27 protein-coding genes, 2 tRNA genes and 2 pseudogenes are annotated in these 23,536 nt (G+C 73.2%); 17 read left to right on the plus strand and 14 right to left on the minus strand.

Annotated elements, in window-relative coordinates; all coding sequences use genetic code 11:
- Nucleotides 1-22: 22 nt before the first annotated feature.
- The gene (locus OG871_RS38525) at nucleotides 23-745 is read left to right on the plus strand and encodes a VOC family protein (protein WP_371493581.1); all 723 of its coding nucleotides are present in this window, start codon (nucleotides 23-25) and stop codon (nucleotides 743-745) included.
- 275 nt (nucleotides 746-1,020) lie between these two features.
- Here the strand turns inward: OG871_RS38525 and OG871_RS38530 are convergent, their stop codons facing one another.
- The gene (locus tag OG871_RS38530) at nucleotides 1,021-1,725 is read right to left on the minus strand and encodes a GntR family transcriptional regulator (RefSeq protein WP_371493580.1); all 705 of its coding nucleotides are present in this window, start codon (nucleotides 1,723-1,725) and stop codon (nucleotides 1,021-1,023) included.
- A 163-nt stretch (nucleotides 1,726-1,888) separates the two neighbouring features.
- On the opposite strand from OG871_RS38530, the gene OG871_RS38535 reads away from it, so the two are divergent.
- The 4 genes from OG871_RS38535 to OG871_RS38550 all read left to right on the plus strand — a co-directional run bounded on the left by OG871_RS38535 (nucleotide 1,889) and on the right by OG871_RS38550 (nucleotide 5,635).
- Entirely contained in the window at nucleotides 1,889-2,428 is a 540-nt protein-coding gene (locus OG871_RS38535) for a YbhB/YbcL family Raf kinase inhibitor-like protein (protein WP_371493579.1), read from the plus strand.
- A 53-nt stretch (nucleotides 2,429-2,481) separates the two neighbouring features.
- The gene (locus OG871_RS38540; RefSeq protein WP_371493578.1) at nucleotides 2,482-4,020 is read left to right on the plus strand and encodes an MFS transporter; all 1,539 of its coding nucleotides are present in this window, start codon (nucleotides 2,482-2,484) and stop codon (nucleotides 4,018-4,020) included.
- Between the two features lie 119 nt (nucleotides 4,021-4,139).
- Nucleotides 4,140-4,682: an RNA polymerase sigma factor gene (locus OG871_RS38545; protein ID WP_371493577.1), complete on the plus strand. Its 543-nt coding sequence runs from the start codon at nucleotides 4,140-4,142 to the stop codon at nucleotides 4,680-4,682.
- A complete protein-coding gene (locus OG871_RS38550) occupies nucleotides 4,679-5,635 on the plus strand; it encodes a hypothetical protein (RefSeq protein ID WP_371493576.1) in 957 nt (318 codons plus the stop codon). Before OG871_RS38545 ends, OG871_RS38550 begins: the two co-directional genes overlap by 4 nt.
- 158 nt (nucleotides 5,636-5,793) lie before the next feature.
- On the opposite strand, the gene OG871_RS38555 is transcribed toward OG871_RS38550, so the two are convergent.
- Nucleotides 5,794-6,288 carry an SRPBCC family protein gene (locus OG871_RS38555; protein WP_371493575.1) on the minus strand — a complete coding sequence of 165 codons (495 nt, stop codon included), beginning with the start codon at nucleotides 6,286-6,288 and terminating at the stop codon, nucleotides 5,794-5,796.
- A 64-nt stretch (nucleotides 6,289-6,352) separates the two neighbouring features.
- On the opposite strand from OG871_RS38555, the gene OG871_RS38560 reads away from it, so the two are divergent.
- On the plus strand, nucleotides 6,353-6,949 hold the full coding sequence (locus OG871_RS38560) for a TetR/AcrR family transcriptional regulator (protein WP_371493574.1): 597 nt from the start codon (nucleotides 6,353-6,355) through the stop codon (nucleotides 6,947-6,949).
- A gap of 47 nt (nucleotides 6,950-6,996) precedes the next feature.
- Here the strand turns inward: OG871_RS38560 and OG871_RS38565 are convergent, their stop codons facing one another.
- On the minus strand, nucleotides 6,997-7,692 hold the full coding sequence (locus OG871_RS38565) for an alpha/beta hydrolase (protein WP_371493573.1): 696 nt from the start codon (nucleotides 7,690-7,692) through the stop codon (nucleotides 6,997-6,999).
- Nucleotides 7,693-8,106: 414 nt separating this feature from the next.
- On the opposite strand from OG871_RS38565, the gene OG871_RS38570 reads away from it, so the two are divergent.
- From OG871_RS38570 to OG871_RS38580, 3 genes are all read left to right on the plus strand, one after another.
- Nucleotides 8,107-8,727 (plus strand): hypothetical protein, encoded by a 621-nt coding sequence (locus tag OG871_RS38570; RefSeq protein WP_371493571.1) that lies wholly within the window; start codon nucleotides 8,107-8,109, stop codon nucleotides 8,725-8,727.
- Nucleotides 8,728-9,038: 311 nt separating this feature from the next.
- Nucleotides 9,039-9,350: a DUF6247 family protein gene (locus tag OG871_RS38575; RefSeq protein ID WP_371493569.1), complete on the plus strand. Its 312-nt coding sequence runs from the start codon at nucleotides 9,039-9,041 to the stop codon at nucleotides 9,348-9,350.
- A complete protein-coding gene (locus OG871_RS38580; RefSeq protein WP_371493568.1) occupies nucleotides 9,347-9,607 on the plus strand; it encodes a hypothetical protein in 261 nt (86 codons plus the stop codon). Before OG871_RS38575 ends, OG871_RS38580 begins: the two co-directional genes overlap by 4 nt.
- Before the next feature lie 560 nt (nucleotides 9,608-10,167).
- On the opposite strand, the gene OG871_RS38585 is transcribed toward OG871_RS38580, so the two are convergent.
- Entirely contained in the window at nucleotides 10,168-10,761 is a 594-nt protein-coding gene (locus tag OG871_RS38585; RefSeq protein WP_371493567.1) for an HU family DNA-binding protein, read from the minus strand.
- A gap of 438 nt (nucleotides 10,762-11,199) precedes the next feature.
- Between OG871_RS38585 and OG871_RS38590 the strand changes: the two genes are divergently transcribed.
- Nucleotides 11,200-11,294, plus strand: a tRNA-Cys gene (locus OG871_RS38590).
- A gap of 269 nt (nucleotides 11,295-11,563) precedes the next feature.
- Here the strand turns inward: OG871_RS38590 and OG871_RS38595 are convergent.
- On the minus strand, nucleotides 11,564-12,007 hold the full coding sequence (locus OG871_RS38595) for a hypothetical protein (protein WP_371493566.1): 444 nt from the start codon (nucleotides 12,005-12,007) through the stop codon (nucleotides 11,564-11,566).
- Between the two features lie 74 nt (nucleotides 12,008-12,081).
- Between OG871_RS38595 and OG871_RS38600 the strand changes: the two genes are divergently transcribed.
- On the plus strand, nucleotides 12,082-12,261 hold the full coding sequence (locus tag OG871_RS38600; protein WP_371493565.1) for an IS3 family transposase: 180 nt from the start codon (nucleotides 12,082-12,084) through the stop codon (nucleotides 12,259-12,261).
- A 290-nt stretch (nucleotides 12,262-12,551) separates the two neighbouring features.
- Complete coding sequence (locus OG871_RS38605; RefSeq protein WP_371493564.1) at nucleotides 12,552-13,067, plus strand: GNAT family N-acetyltransferase; 516 nt, start codon at nucleotides 12,552-12,554, stop codon at nucleotides 13,065-13,067.
- Nucleotides 13,068-13,422: 355 nt separating this feature from the next.
- Here OG871_RS38605 and OG871_RS38610 read toward each other — a convergent pair whose 3' ends face one another.
- The 3 genes from OG871_RS38610 to OG871_RS38620 all read right to left on the minus strand — a co-directional run bounded on the left by OG871_RS38610 (nucleotide 13,423) and on the right by OG871_RS38620 (nucleotide 14,758).
- Nucleotides 13,423-14,025, minus strand: a complete 603-nt coding sequence (locus OG871_RS38610; RefSeq protein ID WP_371493562.1) for a hypothetical protein — start codon at nucleotides 14,023-14,025, stop codon at nucleotides 13,423-13,425.
- 157 nt (nucleotides 14,026-14,182) lie between these two features.
- The gene (locus tag OG871_RS38615) at nucleotides 14,183-14,359 is read right to left on the minus strand and encodes a hypothetical protein (protein ID WP_371493561.1); all 177 of its coding nucleotides are present in this window, start codon (nucleotides 14,357-14,359) and stop codon (nucleotides 14,183-14,185) included.
- Between the two features lie 234 nt (nucleotides 14,360-14,593).
- Nucleotides 14,594-14,758: a hypothetical protein gene (locus tag OG871_RS38620; protein WP_371493560.1), complete on the minus strand. Its 165-nt coding sequence runs from the start codon at nucleotides 14,756-14,758 to the stop codon at nucleotides 14,594-14,596.
- 85 nt (nucleotides 14,759-14,843) lie between these two features.
- Between OG871_RS38620 and OG871_RS38625 the strand changes: the two genes are divergently transcribed.
- Together OG871_RS38625 and thpR are read left to right on the plus strand one after the other, a co-directional pair.
- Nucleotides 14,844-15,491: a glyoxalase gene (locus OG871_RS38625; RefSeq protein WP_371493559.1), complete on the plus strand. Its 648-nt coding sequence runs from the start codon at nucleotides 14,844-14,846 to the stop codon at nucleotides 15,489-15,491.
- Nucleotides 15,492-15,716: 225 nt separating this feature from the next.
- A complete protein-coding gene (gene thpR, locus OG871_RS38630; protein WP_371493558.1) occupies nucleotides 15,717-16,334 on the plus strand; it encodes an RNA 2',3'-cyclic phosphodiesterase in 618 nt (205 codons plus the stop codon).
- A 528-nt stretch (nucleotides 16,335-16,862) separates the two neighbouring features.
- Here the strand turns inward: thpR and OG871_RS38635 are convergent.
- Both OG871_RS38635 and OG871_RS38640 read right to left on the minus strand, forming a co-directional pair.
- Nucleotides 16,863-17,009 (minus strand): annotated as a pseudogene (locus OG871_RS38635) (alkanesulfonate monooxygenase); the annotation flags it as partial.
- Nucleotides 17,010-17,175: 166 nt separating this feature from the next.
- Nucleotides 17,176-17,637 (minus strand): hypothetical protein, encoded by a 462-nt coding sequence (locus tag OG871_RS38640; RefSeq protein ID WP_371493557.1) that lies wholly within the window; start codon nucleotides 17,635-17,637, stop codon nucleotides 17,176-17,178.
- A gap of 213 nt (nucleotides 17,638-17,850) precedes the next feature.
- Here OG871_RS38640 and OG871_RS38645 point away from each other — a divergent pair.
- Nucleotides 17,851-17,943, plus strand: a tRNA-Ala gene (locus OG871_RS38645).
- A 114-nt stretch (nucleotides 17,944-18,057) separates the two neighbouring features.
- Here OG871_RS38645 and OG871_RS38650 read toward each other — a convergent pair.
- The 3 genes and pseudogenes from OG871_RS38650 to OG871_RS38660 all read right to left on the minus strand — a co-directional run.
- The gene (locus OG871_RS38650; protein ID WP_371493556.1) at nucleotides 18,058-18,618 is read right to left on the minus strand and encodes a hypothetical protein; all 561 of its coding nucleotides are present in this window, start codon (nucleotides 18,616-18,618) and stop codon (nucleotides 18,058-18,060) included.
- A 316-nt stretch (nucleotides 18,619-18,934) separates the two neighbouring features.
- Nucleotides 18,935-19,396: a hypothetical protein gene (locus OG871_RS38655; RefSeq protein WP_371493555.1), complete on the minus strand. Its 462-nt coding sequence runs from the start codon at nucleotides 19,394-19,396 to the stop codon at nucleotides 18,935-18,937.
- A 151-nt stretch (nucleotides 19,397-19,547) separates the two neighbouring features.
- Nucleotides 19,548-20,516 (minus strand): annotated as a pseudogene (locus OG871_RS38660) (protein-L-isoaspartate O-methyltransferase); the annotation flags it as partial.
- A gap of 109 nt (nucleotides 20,517-20,625) precedes the next feature.
- Here OG871_RS38660 and OG871_RS38665 point away from each other — a divergent pair.
- The gene (locus tag OG871_RS38665; protein ID WP_371493554.1) at nucleotides 20,626-21,432 is read left to right on the plus strand and encodes a thioesterase family protein; all 807 of its coding nucleotides are present in this window, start codon (nucleotides 20,626-20,628) and stop codon (nucleotides 21,430-21,432) included.
- Nucleotides 21,433-21,486: 54 nt separating this feature from the next.
- Nucleotides 21,487-21,975, plus strand: a complete 489-nt coding sequence (locus tag OG871_RS38670) for an SRPBCC family protein (RefSeq protein WP_371493553.1) — start codon at nucleotides 21,487-21,489, stop codon at nucleotides 21,973-21,975.
- A 546-nt stretch (nucleotides 21,976-22,521) separates the two neighbouring features.
- On the opposite strand, the gene OG871_RS38675 is transcribed toward OG871_RS38670, so the two are convergent.
- Entirely contained in the window at nucleotides 22,522-23,499 is a 978-nt protein-coding gene (locus OG871_RS38675; protein WP_371493552.1) for a transposase family protein, read from the minus strand.
- Between the last annotated feature and the right edge of the window lie 37 nt (nucleotides 23,500-23,536).

Consider the following 23,536-nt stretch of genomic DNA (forward strand, 5'->3'; position numbering starts at 1 on the left):
ACCAAGAAAGTAGGGCATCTCGATGAACATCACGCGGCACCCCGAGAACAGCGTGAGCTGGATCGACCTCGGCACCCCCGACATGGAGACGACGACGGCGTTCTACACCGCGCTGTTCGGTTGGACCGTCGCCCCACCGGACCCCAACGGCTACAGGCTCTGCACACTGCGCGGACAACCTGTCGCCGCCCTGGGGCCGGCCGAGGACCCCGGCGCACCCTACTGGACGATCAACGTCACCGTGGCGGACATCCAAGCCACCGCCACCCGCTTCACGAACCTGGGCGCCCAGATCATCGTGGCACCCACCCGGGTCGGGACACTCGGCCACGCCGCCGTCGCCCTCGACCCTGTCGGCGCACCACTGTCACTCTGGCAGCCCGGCACCCACACCGGCATGCAGCTGACCCACGAACCGGGCACCTTCGCCGGCATCAGCCTTCTCACCGACCACCCCGAGCAGGCCGCCGCCTTCTACCGACCAGCCCTGCACTGGAACTCCAACCCTGAGCACACCGAGTTCCGGTTGCCGAACAACTCCACCGCCGCCACCGGCCCGCCGCCAGGGAAACCAACGGCGCAGCGATCACTCTGGCGGGTCAGTTTCGCCAGCAACAGACCCGATGCCGACGCCAAGCAGGCCCAACAGCTCGGTGCGACCGAAGTTCGCCAGGACCCCAACGGAGACGTGGTCCTGCGCGATCCCACCGGCGCTCTGTTCGGCCTTACCCAGTACCCCCGATAGTGCCACTCCGTCCGAACGCGTTGCCCCAGGCAATCGCGCACCAAGCTGTAACCGAATACGGCGAGGCAACCGGCCACCACGCGTCGGTGGAGATCGCGGTCGTGGACGCGTAGTCGTGGCCGACCTGGTCCTGGGCGAAGCGGGCGTTCCAGCCGCTCGATCAGGGGGGTGACGTAGGAGCTCCGGAAGGACTGGAAGTCCGGATTCTCAGAGCCCGGGCCGAAGGTTGACGGTGCTGTGGTGGCGGCAGCCGGGGCCTTCCCGCAGTGGCGTCGTCAGCAGCCATCCCCTTCGCATTCGTGCGGGGTGGTGGTGAGCGCGGCGCTGGTCATGGTCAGGTGCTGGGTCAGGAGTTCGGCGGCGGTGTCGGCGTCGCGGGCCAGTGTCGCCTCCTCCAGCCGGGCGTGCTCGACCAGGGCGTCGCGGCGGGGGTTGAGCTGGGCGGCCCAGCGGCGGGCGAGTTCGCTGGCGGTCCACAGCCGGTCGAAGGTCTCCAGCAGGACAGGGTTGCCGCAGCCCTCCAGCAGGGTGCGGTGGAAGACCCGGTGCGCCTCGGCCCAGGCGGCGCTGTAGGACTCGCCCTCCTCGGGCACGTGCGTCGGGGTGCGGGCCAGCCGGTGGTGGGCGGCTCGTACGCGGCTCTCCCAGTCGAGGTCGCCGTGCTCGATCGACAGGCGCAGTACGACCGGTTCGATGGTCCGGCGGGCCTGGGTGATGTCCTGCCAGCGCTGGTCGGAGAAGGCGGGGACGGCGAAGCCGCGGTTGGGCAGCCGGTCGGCCAGGCCCTCGCCGACCACCCGTACCAGCGCTTCGCGCACCACCGCCAGGCTGACGCCCTGCTCCCGGGCGAGGTCCTGCGGCTTCAGGGCGGCGCCGGGGCCGTACTGGCCGCGCATGATCGCGTCCCGCAGGTGTGCGTAGACCTGCTCGGAGAGCATCTGCTTCCCGGGCGAGGCCGCGATGTGGATCGTCTCAGGCATGAGCCCATCATAGACGAACCCCTTAATAATCGATTATCAGTGATACTGTCGATTCTGTGGTGGGGGGAACAGAGTGACCCCCTACCCGCCCGATGCGGCGGGCCCCGGCCTGTGCCGACCCCACCGCCGGCACTCCACAGCACCGCTTGAGAGGAATCACGCCATGAGCGCCAACAACCCCTTCGCCCGCCTGCCCGAGACTGCGTCCTTCACCGTCACCAGCACCACCGTCACCGACGGCGCCCCCCTGCCGCCCGAGCAGTACTCCGGCATCTTCGGCGTCCCCGGCGGCAAGGACGCCTCCCCGCAGCTGTCCTGGAGCGGCGCCCCCGAAGGCACCAAGAGCTACGCCGTCACCGTCTACGACGCCGACGCCCCCAGTGGATCCGGGTTCTGGCACTGGGCGGTCGCCGACATCCCCGCCACCGTCACCGACCTGCCCGAGAGCGCCGGCGACGACACCGGCTCCGGCCTGCCCGAGGGCGCCTTCCAGCTGCCCAACGACGCCCGCGCCGCCCGCTACATCGGTGCCGCCCCGCCGGCCGGCCACGGCCCCCACCGCTACTTCACCGTGGTGCACGCCCTGGACGTCGAGTCCATCGGCGTTCCGGCCGACGCCACCCCGGCCCTCCTCGGCTTCACCATGGCCGCCCACATCCTGGGCCGCGCCGTCCTGACCGCCACCGGCGAAACCCCCGCCTAGGACCAGCAGCACGCCCACACCCATCGGGCTCCGACCAGAACAGGACCAGTGCCATGCCCACCGTCTCCCTCACCCGGCGCACCAGGCCGCCGACCGCACCCCGCACCGGCCCGGTCCCGGCCGGCCGGCCCGTCGGCTCCCGCCGCGCCGCGATCGGCATCGCCGTCGTGCTCGTCGCGCAGCTGATGCTCCTGCTCGACAGCACCATCGTGAACGTCGCCCTCCCCAAGATCAGCACCGACCTCGGATTCGGCCCCGCATCGCTGTCGTGGGTCCTCAACGCCTACACACTGGCCTTCGGCGGACTGCTCCTGCTGGGCGGACGCCTCGGGGACGCGTTCGGCCGCCTGAAGGTCTTCGAAGCCGGCCTGGCCCTGTTCACCCTCTCCTCCCTCCTGGGCGGTCTCGCCCAGTCCCCGACGATGCTCATCGCGGCGCGGGCCGCCCAGGGCATCGGCGCCGCCCTGACGGCACCGGGCGTGCTCGCCCTGGTCACCACCAGCGCCCGCGACGAAGCGGCCCGCCACCGGGCCCTGGCCCTGTTCTCCGCCGTCAGCGTCGGCGGCGGCACCCTCGGCCTGGTCCTGGGCGGCCTGGTCACCGAATACGGCTCCTGGCGCTGGACCCTGTTCATCAACGTCCCCATCGGCATCGCGGTCCTCGCCCTGGCCCGACGGTTCGTCACCGAGACCCCGCGCCACCCCGGCCGCTTCGACTTCATCGGAGCCGTCACCGCCACCGGAGCAGCCATCGCGGTGGTCTGGGCCCTGACCGAAGCACCCGACAAGGGCTGGACCTCCCCGCAGACCATCGGCGGCCTCGTCCTGGCCGCAGCCCTCGCCACCGTCCTGGCCCGCACCGAACGCCGCGTCACCCACCCACTGCTGCGACCGGACCTGCTCCGCGGCCGGCGCCGGATCGGGGGACTGGTGATCGTCACCCTGGTCTTCGGCGCACAGATCTCCACGCTCTTCCTGCTCGTGCAGTACCTCCACGAGGTCCTCGCCTTCAGCCCCCTGGTCGCCGGCCTGGCGTTCCTGCCGATGACCCTGGCCATCTTCGGCCTGTCCCGCATCACCCCCCGGCTGGTCGGACGCTTCGGACAGCGACCGCTCCTGCTCATCGGCACCCTCGGCCTGACCGGCAGCTTCGTCTGGCTCGCCGACCTCGACACCACCAGCAACTACGTCCCGGCCGTCTTCGCCCCCCTGCTGCTGAACGGCATCTGCGCCGGACTGGTCTTCATGCCCGCGGCGTCCCTGATCGTCGGCGGAGTCGCACCCGAGCACGCCGGATCCGCGTCCGGACTGCTCCAGACCACCCAGCAGCTCGGCGGCGCGATCGGACTCGCCGTGGTCGTCTCGGTCAAGGCCGCGGGTGACGTGCCCGGCGCGTTCGTCCCCGGCACACACGCGGCGTTCGTGACCACCGCAGCCTTCACCCTGGCCGCGTTCATCGCCACCGTGCTGGGTCTGCGCCCCAGCCGGAACAGGGCTTCCCGGAACGCCCGGACCGCCCGTGACCCTGGCCGGGTGGGGCGCTCACCGGGGGTATCGGGACGCACGGCGAGGGCGCGCGTGTCCGGTTCCTGACGGCCACTCTGTACGGGGCGGCACCTTCGACCAGCGGTAGATGAAACGAGGTCGGATAGGTGTTAGATCCGGGGCCGGTCACACATAGACCGGGTGAAGCGATCGGTCGAGGGGTGACGGTGGGGGAGCGGGAAGAGTTCCGGGGGGTGTACCGCGAGCACTACGGCGCGGTGTATCGCTACATGATCAGGCGGGTCGGCGCCGCCGACGCGGCGGACCTGGCCGCGGAGGTGTTCGCGGTCGCGTGGCGCCGCATGGACACGCTGCCGGCCGGGGCGCCGCTGCCGTGGCTCTACACGGTCGCCCGCAACACGGTCGCCAACCACCGGCGCGCGGTCGGCCGCGCCGAGGACCTGCACCGCGATCTGGCCGTCGACGCCACCGTCACCGCCCGGGATGTCGGAGAGGCGGTGACGGAGCGTCACGTCGTGCACCGGGCCTGGGCGGCGCTGCGGACCTCGGACCAGGAGGTGCTGGCGCTGATCGGCTGGGAGGGCTTGACGGTCCGCGAGGCGGCCCGGGTCCTGGGCTGCTCCGCGCCTGCCTGTTCGGTGCGCCTGATGCGGGCCCGCGCGCGGCTCGCCCGGGCGTTGGAGACCGTCGGCGGCGCCGGAGAGACACCGGAGACCATCGGTCGAGAGGCTGTGGGGGCAACAGGATGAGCACGAGCAGGAGCGTCAGGAACCTCATGGGCCCCGCCGACCCCGCAGCGGGAGTCACGCCGGGCACCGAGGCGGCCGAGCGTGGCCTGGAGCGGATCCTCCGGGACGCACCGGTTCCCGCCCTTCGGCGCGCACCGGCCCGCGCGGCTTTCCGGTCGCGTCCGGCGGTGGCCGCGCTGGCGGTGGCGGCAGTGGTGTCGGGCGCCGTGGCCGTGTGGCCGGGCGCGACGCCCGTTGCTTTCGCTGCGACCCCGCCGCCGCTGGCCTATCACTTGGCGGCCGAGGACTCCCGCCGTGGCGCGGCGGCGGAGCTGGAGGAGATCGCGCGGCGCGTCGAGACGCTCCCGGAGAGCCCGGGCGGGGAGCGGTCGCATCTGCGGTGGCGGCAGTGGGCGCTGTGGACGAGGACGGACTCCGGCGGATCGTTCTCGAAGGTGGTGCCGGAGGAGTTCGACCTGGTCCGGTCACCCGAGGGCGCGCGGCTGAGGCGGTTCCTCCTGGACGACGGCCCGGGCTCGGCGACCGAGCAGACGGCGGATGCGACGCTGCAGGGCCCGGTGCCGGTGACCGCGGACGGTCTGCGGGCCTGGCTGCGGAGTCGGACGCCGGGGATCGACGGGCCGTTGGGCGCCTCCCAGGCGGTCCACGACCTGGTCACCCAACGGGTCCTGTCGCCCCGGCAGCGGGCCGCGCTCCTGCGGCTGCTGGCCGACCTGCCCGAAGTGGCGGTGACCGGGGAGGTGGTCGACCGTGCGGGCAGGCCGGGCGTCGCCTTCTCCGCGGACTCGGCGGCCGGCGGTCTGCCGACCCGGTACACGTTCATCGTCGATCCGGTGTCCGGGCAACTCCTCGGCCAGGAGGAGACTCTCACCGAGTCGGCCGGGAAGCTCAACGTGCCGGTGCCCTCGGTGATCGAGTACGACGCCTACCTGGTGTCGCAGGACACCCCGTAGGCCGGCGGGGCCGGTCGGCCGCCGCCGGCCCGGCGGGTGCACAACTCGCGCAGCGCATCCCCTGGCCGACCGCCGCGATCCGGCACGACGACCGCACGGCCGGCCCGTCCTGCGCCGCTGACCGCCTACGATCACCGACCCCTTGCGGGGTCGCGTCGTCAGCGGGCGAGCGAGCGCAGGAGGCGGACGTACGGGGACCAGCGGGACGGTTGGGACACCGTGCCGGTGCAGGCCGCCTCGGCGCGGTCCAGGGCGTCCTCCAGGCAGGCGTCGTGCATCCAGCGGAAGGCCAGTGGCCAGCTCAGACGTGCCGGGCCGCCGGTCCGCATCGCGAGGGTGTGCCGGAGTACCGTGCGCTCCCCGTCGAGCGGCAGCGCCGCGAACTCGTGGAAGCCGTCGAAGCCGCGCGGCCCGCTGAAGGCGAACCGTACCCAGGTGCCCGGCACGTACGCGGCGACCGTGTAGCGGACCGGTCCGTGGCCGCCCACCGCGCCGACCGCCAGCGGGCGGTCGAACTGCACCGCGGGCCACTTCGAGTGCGGCCACAGCATGTCCGGCCGGTCGGCCGTCCCGCCGGACAGGCTGTCGATGAGCGCGCCCACCTCGCTCGCCTCGGCGGTCAGCACGCGTTCGTGGACGTTGTAGACGGGCATGGGTCTCCCTCGGACGTAAATTAGAGAACTCTCTCTAGTTGTTCTGGAGGTTACCCTCTGATTCATGGCTCGACCACCCCGCTTCGACACCGGTCAGATCCTCGACGCCGCGGTCCTCCTCGCCGCCGCCGGCGGCCCGGCCGACGTGACCATGACCGCCGTCGCCCAGGCGGTCGGCGCGCCGAGCGGATCCGTGTACCACCGCTTCCCCGGCCGGCCGGCCCTGCTCGCCGAGGTGTGGCTGCGCAGTGTCGAGCGCTTCCAGGACGGGTACTTCGCCGCGCTCGGCAGCGACCCCGACCCCCGGCTCGCCGCCCGTGCCGCCGCCCGGCACGTCGTCTCCTGGAGTCGCGCGCACCCGCAGGAGGCCTCGCTCCTCCTGTACGGGCCCGAGGAGTTCGGCCGCGCCGACTGGTCCGAGGAACACAAGGAACGCGCGGACCTGGGCAACCAGCGCGTGTTCGGCTCCCTTGCCACCCTCGCCGAAGCACTCGGCGCGGCCGGCACCCAGGACCGCGACCGCGTCATCCTGGCCCTGATCGACCTTCCGCTGTCCGTGGTCCGCCGACATCTGCGCGCCGGCCGCCCGCTGCCGCCGTACGCCGAGGACCTCGCCGAGGAATCCGCGGCGACGCTACTGGCCCACACCCGCACCTGGTAGCGGTCCGGGGCGAAGGGCGGAGGTCCGCCCACCCGGCGCACCGCTGTTCACAGCGTCAGCAGCAGGTCCCGGACCGCTGCGGGCCGGGACAGGAACGGGTGGTGGCCGGCGTCGAGCTCGACGACGCTGCCGGCCCGGCGGGCGAACTCGCGCTGCAGCGGCGCCGGGGTTCCCCGGTCCCGAGCGCAGACGAGGTACGTCGAGGGCAACAGCCGCCATGCGGCCGCCCCGACCGGCTGCCCGGTCACCTGCACGCTCTGCCGGGCGAGGTGGTCCGCCGCCTGCGCCTGGACCTCGGGGTCGCAGTCCTGCAGGAACGTGTCCACGAGCAGCTCGGGCCGGACCCCGAACGTGCCGGCGTCGGGGTCGACGTCGAGGAACGGGGCGGGGCCGCCGTCCCCGAACTCCGACAGGCTCTGCCCGACCTCGGGCAGGTAACTGGAGACCAGCAGCAGGTGGCGCACCGACCCGATTCCCGCAGCGGCTTCCGCGGTGACGATGCCGCCGTAGCTGTGGGCGACCACGACGGTCGGCTCGTCGCCGGCCCGCAGCACCTGCCGCACCGCGGCAACATCCTCGGGCAGCCCCGGACCGCCGACGCCGCCGGGCAGGCCCGCCTCGCCACAGCTCGGCAGCGCCGGAGCCACGCTCGGCACCCCCCGTTCCCGCAGCAGCTCGGCGGTGCGGTGCCACCACCACGCCCCGTCCCGCACGCACGCCCCGTGCACGAACACGACCCTCATCGCCACCTCCACGTCGGTCTCGACCGCCCCCCTGCACATAGTGCTGCGCAACCCACCAGCCAGGCACTCCAACCCGCGACGGCGCCGCCGGCGGGCCCGCCGAGCGAAGCGCCGCACCGGCACCGACGCCATCGCCGGCACCCCGCCCAGGGACCGCACCGGGCTGACGACCTCGGCGTTCCCCACCCGCCACCGTGCATCGCAACCGACGCCACGGCCCAGCGAGCCACCGCCCTCGCACGAGCCGTCCGGGCTCGCGCACCGGACGGACGGCACCGCCGACGGCTGACCGCCGTAGCGCCTGCGGGCTGCCCACGGCCTCCTTCCACGGGCCTGGCATGATCGCCGGGTGACAGGTGTTCGCTTGCCCGCACGCCGGGGATCGGTGCGGCTGTGCCGCTGGGGTGGTTGCTGATGGCTTGGTGGTTCCGTCGGCGGTCGCAGCCGAACGAGGAGTTGGTGTCGGTCCGGCTGCCGGTCGGCGGGGCCGGGATGCCGCCGGACGAGGAGCTGGCCGAGCTGACGGTCGCGGCGGAGCTGGGCGACGACGTGGCGATGGGGAGCCTGGCGGCGGCCCTGTACCTGAAGGGTGATCGGGCCGGCGCGCTGCACTGGTGGGGCCGGGCGTGGGCAGCCGGGAACGCGGTCGCCGCCTACAACCTGGGCATGCTGCACGCGGTGGCCGGTGACGCGAACCGCGCACAGGTGGTCTGGGAGAAGGCCGCGGCGCTCGGCGATCCGGACGCCATGCTGGGCCTCGTCAAGCAGGCGCTCGACCGCGGCGATGCGGCCGGTGTCGAACGCTGGGCGTCGGTGATCCTCGCGCAGGACGAGGCGTTCCCGATCACCGCGCTGGGGGTGGCCTTCCGGGACCGAGGCGACCTGGAGCGGGCCGTACAGGCATTCCTGCACGCCGAGGAGCTGGGCGACGGGTACGCGATGGAGTACCGGGCACGGATCCTGGCCGCCCAGGGGCAGCACGAGGAGGCCGACGCGCTGCGAGCACGGGCGGCAACGGCCGAGCGGATGCTCTGAGGCGTACGCGCGCGGCGAGCCGAATCCACCATCGACCTGCGCGAACCGGCCCGGCAGATGCTCAACTCGCCGACTGAAGCGCTCAGTCACAGGACCGGGGAATTCCCAGGGCCCCGGCGGCGCCGTGGTGAGCCAGGGCGGGACACGGACCTGCGCCCGTTCCCGGGGTGCGAAACGCGGCCCGGCGTCCGGTCGGGCGGGCGGCCGTCCGGCGCATTCGAATCGACCGACGGCGGGAGAATCCCCTTGTGCCCGCTACCGGTTGCACCCGATTGCCGTACCGTGACGGACGACGAAGTGGAGGACCCCCAGTGAGCGCCCAGCCCGAGCATCTTCCAGCCCCGCCGCCCGCCCCGGCCCCGCGCGCCGCCGCCCGGCTGCTGGCCCGCATCCGCGCCGAGCGCCCCGAGCGCACCGCCCGGTGGCTGCCGGCGTTCGAGCGGGACTGGGCCAAGGCACTGGAGGACTCCCGCCAGACCTACGACCTCTCCCCACTGCACGACGTCGTACGCACCTGGCAGGTCCGCCTGGACAGCGCACCCGCCGTCGACGCCTTCGTCGCCGCCGGCATGGACGACGAGGACGGCACCGACCTGGCCGACCTCCTCGGAACCCGCCCGTGAGCGACCCGGTCTGGCCCGCCCGCCTGTCCCCGAACGCCGGCAAAACGTTCGTCAACCTCCCCTCGCACGCCCAGCAGATGGTCGGCGACCTCCTCGACATCGCCTCCCGCACCCCCTGGGGCTGGCCCCAGTGGGACGCCACCGACCCCGAAGGCGAAGACGTGCGCTGCGCCTCCATCGGGCAGCTGAGCCTGGTCTACCTGGTCAACCGGATGGCCGGGCGCCTCCACGTCATCGACATCGTCTGGCTCGGCTGACCGTTCACCGAGACCCCAGGGAGTCCCAGAAGTCCGCCTCGGCTTGTTCGACCTGCTCGGCAGAGGTGAACCAGGGCGTCTCGAAATATTCCGCGAGGGAGTAGGGGTGCTGCGGATCGGTCAGTATCCGATGGATGAATTCCGCCGAGGAACAGTCGAAGCGCTCCCAGGGATCCCACTTGTCGCTACGAGTGAAGACCGGCCACTGGTCCGGGTCCGAAGGTTCCACGAGCCAGCAGAACGGGTGTCCGGCCGAAGTCGTGGCCCACTGGAGGAGCCGGACCGTGGGCCCGTCACAGGGAGCGGGGCTGGCAAACTCGGCGCGGTCCGCGACGATCAGATCAAGGGCCAGATGCCGTGCCGTGGAATCCGATGAGCCGTCGTGGGCCGAGGAAGTCGTCGCGCTGACCGGTTGGCGGGGGGACCGGCGGCCGCTCGACTGGAAGTCGGTGGAGCGGGGGCTCGGCGTTCGTCTTAGCCCGGCGTGCCGGGCCCGCCGTCGGCGCGATCGACCGCATGGCGGGCACGGGGCTCGTGCCGGGCCGGGGCGCCCGTTCGGGTCAGGTGGTGGCGCGGCGGGTGGTCCGCTTGGCGGGCGTGGTCGTCTTCTTGCCCGCCCCGGGTGCGGTCTTTCTGGCGGTGGTGGTCTTCTTGGCGGGGGCGGTCGTCTTCTTCGTCCCAGGGGCGGTGGCTGTCGTCCTCGCCGTGGTCGTGGCCTTCTTGGTGGCGGTCTTCTTGGCTGGTGCCGCCGGCGCGGCGGTGGCGGTGGGGCGCTTCGTGGAGGCCCTCCTCGCGACGGGGGAGCCGGCGGTGGCCTTGGGTGTGGTGAGGGAGCCCTTGGGGGCCTTGGCGACGGCGGGTCCTGCCTTGGGGAGCTTCTTCGCGCCGGAGACCAGGTCCTTGAAGCCCTGGCCGGGGCGGAACCTGGGCACGGTGGTCTTCTTGACCCTGACGCGCTCGCCGGTCTGGGGGTTGCGGGCGTAGCGGCCGGCGCGCTCGACCATCTCCAGCGTGCCGAACCCGGTGACCTGCACCCGCTCCCCGGCCACCACCGCGCGGACCATGACGTCGAGCACCGCGTCCACGGCGTCCTCGGCGGCGTTGCGGCTGCCGAGTTGCCCGGCCACCGCCTCCACGAGCTGCCCCTTGTTCATGACGACGACTCCAAAACCGAATTCGATGGGGTTTTTGTGCTATTTCATCCCCAACATAGGGGCCGGTCGGGCATTCCGCCCGCCGGCGCGGGCCGCACACCACGCAACCTCCCCGCCACGCCGTCCCGGTGAGCGCCCTGCGCCCCTCACCTCGGCCGCCCACAGGCCGCACGCGAGCCCCGACCTCGGACCCGGCCCTGCACGTGGCGGGCCCACCCAGCACCCCCGGGGCCGCCAACTGCCCTGGCTGCTCCGCGTCCGGCCGCGCCCCGAGCCTTCACGCCGGGCCCTGCCCTCGGTGCCGGCCCGGACCAGCCCGCCCCGGCCGGTCCCGCTGCGCCTGCTCGGGGCGCGGCCCGGATCAGTCGGGTGTCAGTGCCCGGTCAGGCCGCCGGGCCATCCTGAGAGCACGTCAGGGAACGCGAGGGTCCCTGGCTGGGAGAGGTGCCCGGAGCGGTTCATCGGGTGCCTGGCCGGCAACGGCCGAGCAGGGCCCTTCGGGGCCCGCGCAGGTTCGAATCCTGCCCTCTCCGCCCCTCTCCGGCCGGTGGACCAAGCCGCCCCCGGACGTGGCGTCCCGCCCGACTCGGCCGCGTTCCCGACCTCTGGCCGGGCCGAAGACGCGGACCGTCGCGGCCGCCACCCACCACCGGGTGGCCGACGCTGCGCACACCGGCCCGCCGCACACTGGCCCATCGCACGCCGCCCCCGCGCCCTGCATCCGGCCGCCGACCCTGACCGCCCCGCCACCGGCCCCCGACCACCCCGGCGCGACAGGAGCCGCCGGGAGCCGGCCCACCGATCAGCGGGACCTGCGGATCGTCACCGCCCGTCCCTGACCTGGCTGTTGACCATGCGCCCGCGCCCTGGTGGGCGTCAGATCGGCGCTCCCGGGGCGCCTTGCCGGGTCGAACCCGAGGCGCACCAGCCGGAACCCCGCCCCCGGCTGCGCGTCGCCCCGGCGGGACACCGCGGCCTCCCAGCCGGCCACGCTGACCGTGCCGCCGAATACGGTCAGCAGCTCCTGGCGCTGGTCGTGCAGCGCCGTGTAGCTGTCCCGCTCGTTCTGCGCGCTCTCCCACCACGAACCCAGCAGGATCTTCCCGAGCCGCCGGTCCGAGAAGATGCTGAACCCCCGGTAGCCGGCCTGACCGGAGAGCAGCCCGACGGATTCCGCCTTCAGCCCCTCCAGCGCCTTGTCGGCCAGCGCCGGATCACCGGTCAGATAGATGGTGCGGACGTACATGGCTGCGCCTCCGTCCCGGTCCGCCGCGGAACGGGCATCCCGCACCCGCCCCGCCCACCTTCTTCTTCGCCTCAATGAAGCGGGAGTTGATGCACGGAGCGCGCTGGGCCAGCCAGCAACAGGCGAGGCTGGATGTGTTCCGCTGGATCTCCTTCTACAACCTCCGCCGACGCCACTCCACGCTCGGCTACCTCAGCCCGATCCAGTTCGAACAGCAGACAGCGGCGTCCCGTAGGATCACCCTCGCCGCATGAAACTCCGGTGTTCACGTCCCGGGGGAAGGCTCAGTCACCACTGGACCCCGCCCCGCGACCACTGTGACGGCGTCCAGCTCGCATTCCCCACGTACGGCCGGTTACAAACTCACTCCGTGACGCCGCGGTCTGCGAGTACTCCCAACCGATTGACCCGAAGGATCTTCCTCGGCCGTCGGTGACTCCGGAAACTCCCGCCGACACGGCAGGGTCAGCCCGGGACAGCTCGACCGAGCCCACCGGCGAAAATGCGTCGTCTCCGCGCCGGACGGGACAGCATCATGATGCCCATGCACATCAAGGCCTGCCGACAAGAAGATCTGGATGCGCTGGAAGAGCGCCTGCCCTCCTCGAGCGCCATCTCCTACCACGCTCAGCGGTTCGCCCGACAGCTCGCGGGAACCAGCACGTTCCTGGTGGCCTGGCTGGACGCCGCCCGGCTGGCCGGAACCTGCGAGGTCCGTTGGGATGGATGCGCGGCACCAGAAGTGCGGGCCGTCATAGCGGGCTGCCCGGAGATCAACGGTTTGCACGTCGTCGATGCGCTGCAGTCCCGCGGGACAGGCAGCGCCCTGATCCGCCACGCCGAACAGCTTGCTGCCGAACGAGGCGCACGCCTGATCGGATTGGGAGTCGACGATCACGGGAATCCGCGAGCCGCAGCACTCTACGCCCGCTTGGGGTACCGGCCCACCGTCCGTTACCTGGATCGCTACTTCTACACCGATGACACAGGCGCCGAACACCAAGTCGCAGACCCCGCCGTCTTCCTGGTCAAGGAGCTCGATCCCGACCCCCAGACATGACCAGCAACGCCCCGCCATCCACACAGCTGTGCCGCGGTCTGTTCGGTGCCGACGGCGGGGAGGAGGTCGAGCGGGCCGCAGGCCTCGCCCCGCCTGCGGGCGTCGGCGACGAAGACGGCGTGGACCCGGCCGACGTCGAGCAGGTGCTCGCGCCCGCGCCGGACGGCGAACTGCTCCGCGCCCGGCGCCGGGGCGGCCGGGGGCCCGCTGCGCTGCGCCCTTCCCACCGGGGCCCCAGGACGCCCCCGACCGCGCTGCGTCCGGTCCGGTCCGGTCGTCCGGTCCGGTTCGTCGCGGGCCGGGTGCCGGGAGCGGGCGGGCAGCCGGCTGCCGCGGTTCCCGAGCCCCTGCCGGCCTACGGCCGGTCGAGGAGCTCGACGTCGAACTCCTCGAGTGTCTGCACCTGCACGCCCGACGCCTCCGCCGCCTTCGAGCGGAGCCGCGCCTGCGCTCCCCGGGTGGCCTCCAGCGCCGCCCGGTCGCGGAAGATCGCGCCGACGCTCCCGGTTCCGCGCGTCCGGTCGATCAGCAGTGCGCCGCCGACGAACCCGTCCAGTGACTCCAGCCCGGGCAGCGCGGTCGCCTCGAACGCCTCCACCAGCCGGTCGACCGCCGCCGGGTCGAACCCGAGGCGTACCAGCCGGAACCCCGCCCCCGGCTGCGCGTCGCCCCGGCGGGACACTGCGGCCTCCCAGCTGGCCACGCTGATCGTGCCGCCGAATACGGTCAGCAGCTCCTGGCGCTGGTCGTGCAGCGCCGTGTAGCTGTCCCGCTCGTTCTGCGCGCTCTCCCACCACGAACCCAGCAGGATCTTTCCGAGCCGCCGGTCCGAGAAGATGCTGAACCCCCGGTAGCCGGCCTGACCGGAGAGCAGTCCGACGGATTCCGCCTTCAGCCCCTCCAGCGCCTTGTCGGCCAGCGCCGGATCACCGGTCAGGTAGATGGTGCGGACGTACATGGCTGCGCCTCCGTCCCGGTCCGCCGCGGAACGGGCATCCCGCACCCGCCCCGCCCACCTTCCATCGCACGCCCGACTCGACCCCCGGTCAAACGCTGGGCGTCACGTGGTCGGGGATGTCTGCGGCGTCGGGAGTCCGCCGGCCGCCAGAGTTCGGTCACCGCCCCATCGTCCCGGCCGCCCTGCGCTGCTCTCGGCCGCTCCCCGGCCCGGCGTCCAGGGCCCGCGCCGGACCGAGCAGCAGGTCACGGCGCGTGCCCGCAGGGAGCGGCTTCCATCCGGCGGGGGTGTGGACGTCGGAGTCCTCCGCGCCGAGCGCGGTGATCTTCTTCATGCCCTGCGCAACGAGGACGCCGTTCCCGGGCCACCGGGGAAGCCATCGTCTGGCCGGGGACCGCGCCGGGCGAGGTGTGGGCCGCGCACCTGGCGCGGGAGCGGCTCGTGCGGGACATCCCGAGGCGGTAACGCCGGGGTCGCGGGGCTTCCCGGCACCACGACGGGGCACTGGGACGGTGTCTGTCCGGTCGGGTCCGGGGCAGGGACGAGTAGGCCCGGGAGCCGTAAGCGGTCATCCCATCCGTACGGCCTCACTCCCTGCGGCGGCCGCGAACGGGACGGGCACGGCGCTGTGGGCGGCCACGCCGTTCTCCCCGGGGAGGGCCTCGTCCGCCGTGGTGGCGAGGTGCCGGCGGGCGGTGGTCCACCGGTTGACATCCTCCCCGTCCTTGAACACCGCGGGGTCCCGCTCTGAACCAGGTCTCAGGACCGGTCAGGATTCGAGAAGCCCTGGTGGCTGTGCACCTCCTAGCGTCTTGGTCATGGCAACCACCACCTCCACCACAGCCCACACATCCCTCGTGTCCGTCACCGTCGAGGTGGCCGGCCTTGAGGCTGCCCGCCGCTTCTACAGCGACTTCGGCGTGGACACGTACATACGCCTGCGGGCGTCCGAGGCGCACTCGAACGGATTCCGCGGCTTCACTCTGGCGCTCACGGTGTCCGGGCCGGGCACCGTTGATGGCTTCGTCGGCGCCGCAGTGGCCGCCGGCGCCACGGTGCTGAAGCCTGCCGCGAAGTCGCTGTGGGGCTACGGTGGCGTCGTCCAGGCACCGGACGGGACGATCTGGAAGATCGCGACCTCGGCGAAGAAGGACACGGGCCCCGCCACCCGCGAGATCGACGAGGTCGTCCTGCTGCTCGGAGTCGAGGACGTGAAGGCCACCAAGCAGTCCTACGTCGGCCGTGGCCTGACCGTGGCCAAGAGCTTCGGTGGCAAGTACACCGAGTTCGCCCCTGGACAGTCCGGCCCCGTCAAGCTGGCGCTGTACAAGCGCCGTGCCCTTGCCAAGGACCTCGGTGTCCCCGCCGACGGCGCCGGCTCGCACCGCATCGTCCTCGGCAGCACCGCCGGCACCTTCACCGACCCTGACGGGTTCGCCTGGGAGGCTGCCCCGACGCCGTCCTGACTCCCCGGCCCCCGCCGGTGCCGGTGTGCGGCGCCTGGTGGACGCTGTCCGGGCCGGTGCTTCCGTCGGTCGGCCGCGGCGCGGCGCGGCGGGGAGCCGGGGAGTGTCGGCGACGTTCCGGTCGACGGTGCCGGCACGCCGTCCTGACCGGCGCTGCCGGGTGGCTGCGCCGCAGGCGGGTCTCCTCCCCGGCCGGGAACGCTGGTGGGGTGCTAGAAATCCCTGGTGGACGTTCCCCCCGAGCCCTCGACCCTGCGTGTCTTCGTGGCGTTGGCTCCGCCCGACGACGCCAAGGACGAGCTGGCCCGGGTCCTGCAGCCCGCTTACACCAGGTACCCGCGGCTGCGGTGGAACCGGATCGAGGACTGGCACATCACTCTGGCCTTCCTCGGTGAGCTGCCCTCCACGGCAGTGCCGTTGCTGCGGTCGGTGCTGGCCGGCCGGGCGGCGTCGCACCCCGCTCTGCAGCTGGGGCTGCGTGGGGGCGGCCACTTCGACGAGCGACTGCTGTGGAGCGGGATCGACGGGGACCTGGAGGGACTGCACCTGCTCGCCGCCGACGTCCGGGACCTGGCCAGGTCCTGCGGGATCGAGTTCAACAACCGCCCGCTGCGCCCCCATCTGACCCTGGCGCGGTCCCGTCGCGACGATTCCACCAGCGTGCCGCAGGCCGCGGCCGGGCTCTCCGGGTTCGTGGGCCGACCGTGGCGCACCGAGCGTCTCCACCTGGTCGGCAGCAACATCGGCCGCGGCCCTGGGCCGATCCGTTACCGCGACATCGAGGCGTGGCGATTCGGCGCCGCGGGCCGGGCCGGGGGCAACGGCGCTCCCGCCGAGCCGTAGCCGACAGGCGGGCGCCTCCTCGCGCGGGGGCTGTCGGCCGGTCTGATGCGGTACGGTCCCGTCTGCACTGAGAAGCACCGGCCCGTCCCGCGAGCAGTACGGGGCGGACCGTTCTCGTTCGCGGCGCGGGGCGGCGTCGCCGGTCGGGCTGTGCGTCAGACCAGCCGCTCCCAGGCCCGGCCGTAGCGGCGGCGGTAGAGGCGGGTCACGGTGAGGCGGTACTCGTCGGGGAAGTAGGCGGCGGTGAGCAGGGCGATGGTGCCGGCGCTCAGGCCGTCCCCCGACGCTGTCGGTCGTGATCACGCCGAGCTCGCCGGCGAACGCGTACAGGACGTACTCGGGGGAGTCGGGCTGGGTGAGCATCAGGTCCACGGGGACTCCCTCGGGTCCCCCATCCCTTCCGCGCGCTCGGGGCCGATCGGACAGGACGCCGCGTGAACCTCTTCACGCCGGCAGTCCGGCGACCGCGGACACGACGCCGCACCCTCGCAGGCGAGGCTCCCGGGTGGGTGGGAGGCCCGGGTACTACTCGGCACCGCGGGCGATCTGCTCCAGGTACGCCACACCCGGCGGCCGGTCCGACCCGGCCGTGCCGGGCGTGTACCCGTGCCCGCCGCCGGTGATGTGCCGGCTGTCGCCGTTGGTGGGCAGGCACCGATGGACGGCGAGAGCCACGGACGGACACGCTCCTGCGGTCGGTACTGCCCGCGCCAGGTGTTGCGGAACCCACCGACGGCGGCAGCCGGCCGCGCACACCCGCGCCAGATCCACGTGCACCCGACGCGCGAGGGGGAGGCCCCGGAGCGGTCATGGACCGATTCTCCGGGACCCCCCACCACGATCAGGCGTTGCCGGTGCCGGCCGACGACGTGCCGTGGGTGTACCAGGCGCTCCAGTTCCCGTTCTGGTCACGGTCGCGGGACCATGTGCGGTTGTCGCTGCCGCGTGCGGTGATGGTGAAGGCGCCGCCGAGGGTCTGGCGGGTTATCTCGACCTTGCTCGTGAAATAGCCGCCCATGGAGGTCCAGGCGCTCAGCTTGCCGGAGCTGCCGATCGTCCAGCGCGTCCACACGGCGTGGTCGGTTCCGATCACGAAGATCTCGCTGGTGCCGTCCCGGAAGCCGAAGTAGGTCCCGCCCTCACCGTAGGCACCGCCGCACAGGAAGGTGCCGCCGAACTGCTTGTTGCCGCAGTGCGCGGGGGTGGCGGGGACACCGATGTCACCTGCCGACGCGGGAGCCGCGCTCAGCCCGATTCCGGCGAGGACGGCGGCGGCCGTGACGGCGGCCTTGATCTTGTTCATGTCTGCTCCTGACTGGTCGGGACCGGGCCTCGTCAGCCGCCCGGGGCACCCGGGCCGCAGCCCGTCCGGCGCCCGCCCGGCGGGCCCTCACCGGTACCAACGGGAGCAGCAACCAAGCGAGTTCATCGATCGCCCGTCCACCGGTCGACGAACGCCCCATCGCTTCGGACCGCGAAGGCACGTCAGGGAGCGCGAGCGCGGCTCCCGGCACTGGGAGAGGTGCCCGGAGCGGTTCACCGGGCGCCTGGCCCGTGATGGCCGAGCAGGTCCCCCTGGGGCCCGCGCAGGTTCGAATCCTGCCCTCCGTCCCACCGCGCCGGGCCGTGCACGCCGACCCGGTACGTCGCGGCACGGCCTCCTGCGCAGGCTCCGCCCGATCGCCCCCGCCGGCGCCGGGCGGATCCCCGGCCGGTCCGGGGTTCAGCGCGGACCGGCAGGCTCCGACACGGCGAACTTACGCTCGGCAGGCTCCGGCACGCTGAACTCACGCTCGGCTGTCGTCGTCACCCACATCGGAAGCTGCGCCACCGCTATGGCCGGAGAGGCGGGGAAGTCCGGGCGGATCGCCCCCTTCGGGAAGAACGCCATCCGGCACCGTCGGCACAACCAGGCCGCCTGCCAGACCCGGTGGCACCGTTCCCAGACCGCGCGCCGCCTCCGGGCCGCGTCCTCGGCCACCTTGACCCGCCGCCGTTTCGTCGCCAGCTGCACGACCAGCCCGGCCAGCGCCAAGGGCACGGTGAGGATCAGCGGGCCGAGGAGGTAGCCCATGCGGTAGGACGCGTTGGCGTCCCGCAGGTCGGGGAGGCTGTCGGCCATGTTCTTCAGCCCGAGGACGGTGATCACGGCCGCCGCGGCGTAGAGCGCGATGGCGGGCTTGGCGCGCTCGACCGCCGCCGGCGCCGGTGGCGGTGGCGGCAGGAGCAGGCCGTGCTCCGGTGCCGCGAGCGGGTGGCCGGTGTCGGTCAAGGCGTGCGGCACGCTCACGGTCTGGTCGCACTCGGCGCATCGGGGGCATACAGCGTTCATCGGCCGGTACTGCTCCCGGTTCTGAGGTCGCACTCGCAGGTGGTGCGTGGACGGCGTGACAGCGCATTAGAGCACACGTGTCCGATCGTCCGTCACATGATTTCGCGGGAGAGCCCATCCTCTCCAGTACCGCACCCGTCCGGACCGGTCCGCCCTGCGCGCCCCGGCCCGGGCAGGACCCGCACGCACCATCCGCACCGCCGCCGGCTCGGCCGCCGTGTCACCTGCCGCGGCCGGGACGGGACGGACCTTCTCGATCGGCACCGCCTCACACCGCGAGCCGCCCCCCGCCGGAGCACCGCGCGCCCACGGGGTGGTCGGGGCTGTCGAGCCACGCGTGCTGGCCGGCGGCGTCGACGGTGAGGCCGAACCGGGTGAAGCCGGGCCGGCCCTGGGCGTCCCACCAGCGCCAGGCGGCCTCGACCTCGCCCCACAGCGACCGCGGGCCGGCCTGCACGACCTCGTACGTGCTGCGGTCCGGCTCCCAGTCGGCGCTCGCCCAGGACCGGGTGTCGGTGGAGTCGTAGAGCCACAGCGTGTAGGTGCCGTCCTCGTACCGCTCGCTGCGCCAGAACACGTGGGGGACCCGCAGGCCGATCGCGAACTGCTCGACCCAGCCGCCGGTGAGCGCCGGCGACAGCGCCGTGGTGGAACGGCGGCCGTCGGCCGGCCACGGCCGGCCCTTCAGATAGGCGTCGAACGGCGGCCGCACGCCACGCTGGGAGCGCATGCGCATGAACGCGGAGGACCGGGTGAAGCGGCCCTGCGCGACACCGCCCGGGGCGACGGTGAGGCGGGCGACGGCCTCGCCGCCGAACTCGGTGCCCCCACGGCACGACGATCAGCCCACCCGGCGCGGTCTGCGCCACCCACGCGGCCGGAACGTCCGTCACGGAGAACGTCACGACGATCCGGTCGTACGGCGCCCGGTCCGGGTACCCGGCCGCGCCGTCCCCGGCCACGCAGTGCGGGTGCAGGCCCCGGGCCGCGAGGCGCTCCTGGGCGGCCGCGGCGAGGCGCGGATCCACCTCGACGGTCACCACCCGCTCGCCGCCGAGCCGCCAGGCCGGCAGGCCGGCGTTCCAGCCGGCGCCCGTCCCGACGTCCAGCACGCGCATCCCGTCGGCCACGTCCAGGTCCGCGAGCATCCCGCCCGCCCGTGCTGCGCCGTGCGCCTCTCCCGCCCGGACCGCAGGCCGCCGCCCTGTCCCCGCGGCCGCGGGTCGCGGGGCCTGCTTCCCGTGTCGCGCTGCGATGGGCGTGCGGGTGTTCAGTGCGGAGTGGGGATTGGGGTGTTCGGGAGTGGGGTGGCGTGGCAGGGGTTGCTCGGTGTTCCGCAGGTGGGTTGGGGTCCGGGGTCCGGGTGGACGATGGTGCAGTTGCAGCCGGGGGCAGGGTCGTTGCTGGTCGGCCGCGGCCCTGGGGTGTTCGCCGCGTGTGTGGGCGCGGGACGGCTGCGGGTGGTGGTGGGCGACGGTGTGTCGGTCTTCGCTGCGGTGGGGGCGGGAATGAGCGATGGTGACGGGGAGTCGGAGGGTGCCGGTGTCGGCGAGGGTGTGGGGGACGCGGAGGGCGTGGGCGAATCGGCGGGTGCCGAGGTGGGCGATCGAGTGACGGCCGGTGTGGCGGTGGGCTGCCCGGCCAGGCCCGAGACGGCCACCGCCGTCACGGCAGCCACTACGGTCGCGGCGACTGCGGCGCCGGCCAGGAGGCGGGAGAACCGCGGGGGACGGGCGGAGACGGCCGGCTCCGCCGCGCCACCGGCTGCTACTGCCGGGTCCCGTCGATCGTCCGTCGGGGCGGTTTCGCCGGCGTCTTTCACGTGCGTCCTTCCAGGTCGGGGCCGTCATCGTCGCAGGGAGTGCCGAGGACTTCCGAGGCGGGGCGGGTGGCCGGAACCCGGGACAGCGGCGACTACCAGCCAGTAGCCTGCTGCTGGCGACCGACGGGAGACAGGCGATGACCGGGACCGGCAGCGGGGCCGAGGCGTTCTTCGAGCAGCTCTCGCAGGAGCGGTTCGCCCCCACCGGGTACGCCCGGGGGCCGTGGGACGTGGACAGCCAGCACGCCGGGCCGCCCGCCGCCCTGCTGGGCCGGGCGGTGCTGCTGCGCCCGGGCGCCCGGGAGGACCTGCGGGTGGCCCGGATGACCTTCGAGATCCTGCGGCCGGTGCCGCTGCGGCCGCTGACGGTGGCCACCCGGGTCCTGCGGGCGGGGCGCAGCGTGGAGCTGGTGGGGGTCTCGCTGGCGGTGGACGGCGGTACGGAGGTCATGCGGGCGACCGCGCTGAGCATCCGTACGGCGCCCGGCTCGGTGCCCGGGGTCGCGCCGGAGCCCGTGGTGGCGCCGCCCGGCCGCTCCCGGCCGCAGCCGTTCTTCGCGGTGCCCTGGGAGCAGGGCTACCACACCGCCATGGAGTTCCGGTTCGCGGCCGGATCCTTCCTGGAGCGGGGGCCGGCCGCCTGCTGGCTGCGGATGCGGGTTCCTCTGGTGGCCGGGGAGAAGACCGACCCGCTGGAGCGGGTGCTGGTGGCGGCGGATTCCATCAACGGGGTCAGCAACGAACTCGACTTCACCTCGCACCTGTTCGTCAACCCGGACCTGACGGTGAACCTGCACCGCCATCCTGTCGGCGACTGGGTCTGCATCGACGCCCGGACCGCCGTCGCCCCGGACGGGATCGGCACGGCGGAGGCCGGGCTCCACGACGAGCGGGGCCCGATCGGCCGCGCCTCGCAGAGCCTGTTCGTCGCCGCCCGCGGCTGACGGCACCCGAGCCCGGACGGGTCCGCCGGGCACCCCTTCGTCAGGAAGAAGCCGATGCCGCGTCAGTTCGAGATCGAGGAGTCCATCCTGGTCGACGCCGCTCCCCAGACGCTCTACCGGCTGGTGGCGGACCTGCGGGCGATGGGGCGGTGGAGCCCGGAGTGCCGCCGGGTCTGGCTGGCCGGCCCGGCCGCCCGGCCCGGCACCCGGTTCGTCGGGTTCAACCGGCGGGGCCTGTTCGTGTGGTTCACCACGGGCCGGGTGACGGTGGCCGCGCCGGGCGCCGAGTTCACCTTCGACGTGGACGTGCTCGGCCTGCCGATCGCGCGCTGGCGGTACCGCTTCGAGCCCGAGGGCGCCGGCACCCGGGTCACCGAGTCCTGGCAGGACCTGCGCACCGGCCGCGGCGCCCGCGCCGCCGAACTGCTGGGCCTGGTCTTCGCCGGCACCGGCCCCGCGCGCCGGATCGAGGTCAACCGCGCAGGCATCCGCACCACCCTGGCCCGGCTGGCCACAGCCGCGGCGGGTGCCCCGGCCGCCTGACCCCGGCTGATGCCCCTGCCGGTCCGGGGACCTGACACCTTGATGCGGTGACCGAGGAAGCTCTCCTCCAAGGTCGACCCCGGATGCAGCAGCCGCACCCGGTCGTTCAGCGCCTGCTGCGCCACACGCGCGATTTCGGTCTCGCTGTGAAGACGCACCTTCAGCATGGCGACCTTCAGACAGGCCGTCGCCACACCCCCCAAGGTCGTCAGCGGTGAATGATGTGCGTTGGCCGGGGTAGCCCGGGCCTGATGAGCGCGCATGGCTGGACGGTGGCGCCGACGCGGCAGTTGTAGATCGTGATAGGGCTGGTGCTGGTCGGCGCAGGTGAAAACGTCTGCGGCGCGCGGCGGGAGCTTGAAATCCGTCAGGCCGCCCCCGGTCGCCGCGAGGGGCGCCGTCCAACCGAGCTCGCGGCCCCCGAAGCCCCCGCCGGTGCGGCCGACAGTGCGCCGGGCAAGGATGCCCCGACACAATGGGAGCCTTACGAGTAGCCGCACGATAGGGCTTGGGACGTGCTGGCCTGGCGGTTCGGCTCGGGGTGGATCAGCAGGCCGTCGCGCGGACGAGGTCGAGTTCCGTGCTCGGCCTTCTGCGGGTCGGGCGCTTGGCGCTGCGGTCGGAGACCAGGGCGCCGATTGCGGCGATGACCTCAGGCAGGTCGTCGCGCTCGCCGGTCCAGCGTTGCAGCGACCGCCACTGCTTGATCTCTGCGTTGGCGTGCTCGACCATGATCCGCCGTTGGGATTGGCGGCGGCGCGTGTGGTCGTAGAAGTTGCGCTCGGACGGCCCGGCGTCCGCCGCTGGTTTCTTCGGCGGGGCGCTGACCTGGCCGGGGAAGTCGCGGGCCAGGCCGGCATAGCCGGAGTCGACTTCGGCCTTCACCTTCGGGTGCAGCCGCAGCTGCTCCTCGATGCCCTCGGTGCGTACTGCGGTGGCATCGTGCATACGGCCCGGGCGGATCGCCCCGAGCCACAGCTCCCGCCCCTGCTCGTCGCTGATCATCGTGGCCTTCTCGGTGTTCTGCCTCTTCTTGCCCGACACGAACGCCTTACGGCCCAGCCGCCCCGCCTTCGGGCGGCGTACCTGCACCTCGGTACCGTCGATCCGCAGCGTGATCCCCTCGGCCTGGGCATAGGCGAACACGTCCGCGAGGGTCCTGAGCCTGATCCCGGGCCGATCCGGCACCGCGAAGCCGCGAGCGGCCAGCAGCGGGCGCATCTCTCCGACCGCCCGGTCGATCGTGGAGGGCGAGACTCCGAACAGCACCGCGAGCACCCTGTGCGACAGCGCCCAGCGCAGCACCACCAAGGTCACCAGGACCCGGTCCACGAAGACCAACTGGTGATCCAGCCCGGCCCCGGCCGCCCGCAGTCGACCATGGCCACGCCGTTTGGCAAGCTCGGAGTCTCGGGCGGCGGTCCACGGCCCGGCCAACTCGGTGATCAGCGCACCCAGGTGTTCCTTCGAGATCCCGCACAGGGCAGAATCAGAACAGGCCGCGCGGGCCCAGCTTGACTTCACACGCCAGATGATCCCGCGCGGCTCTTCGCCCTCCGGC

The organism is Kitasatospora sp. NBC_00374, from assembly GCF_041434935.1.
GTDB lineage: Bacteria > Actinomycetota > Actinomycetes > Streptomycetales > Streptomycetaceae > Kitasatospora.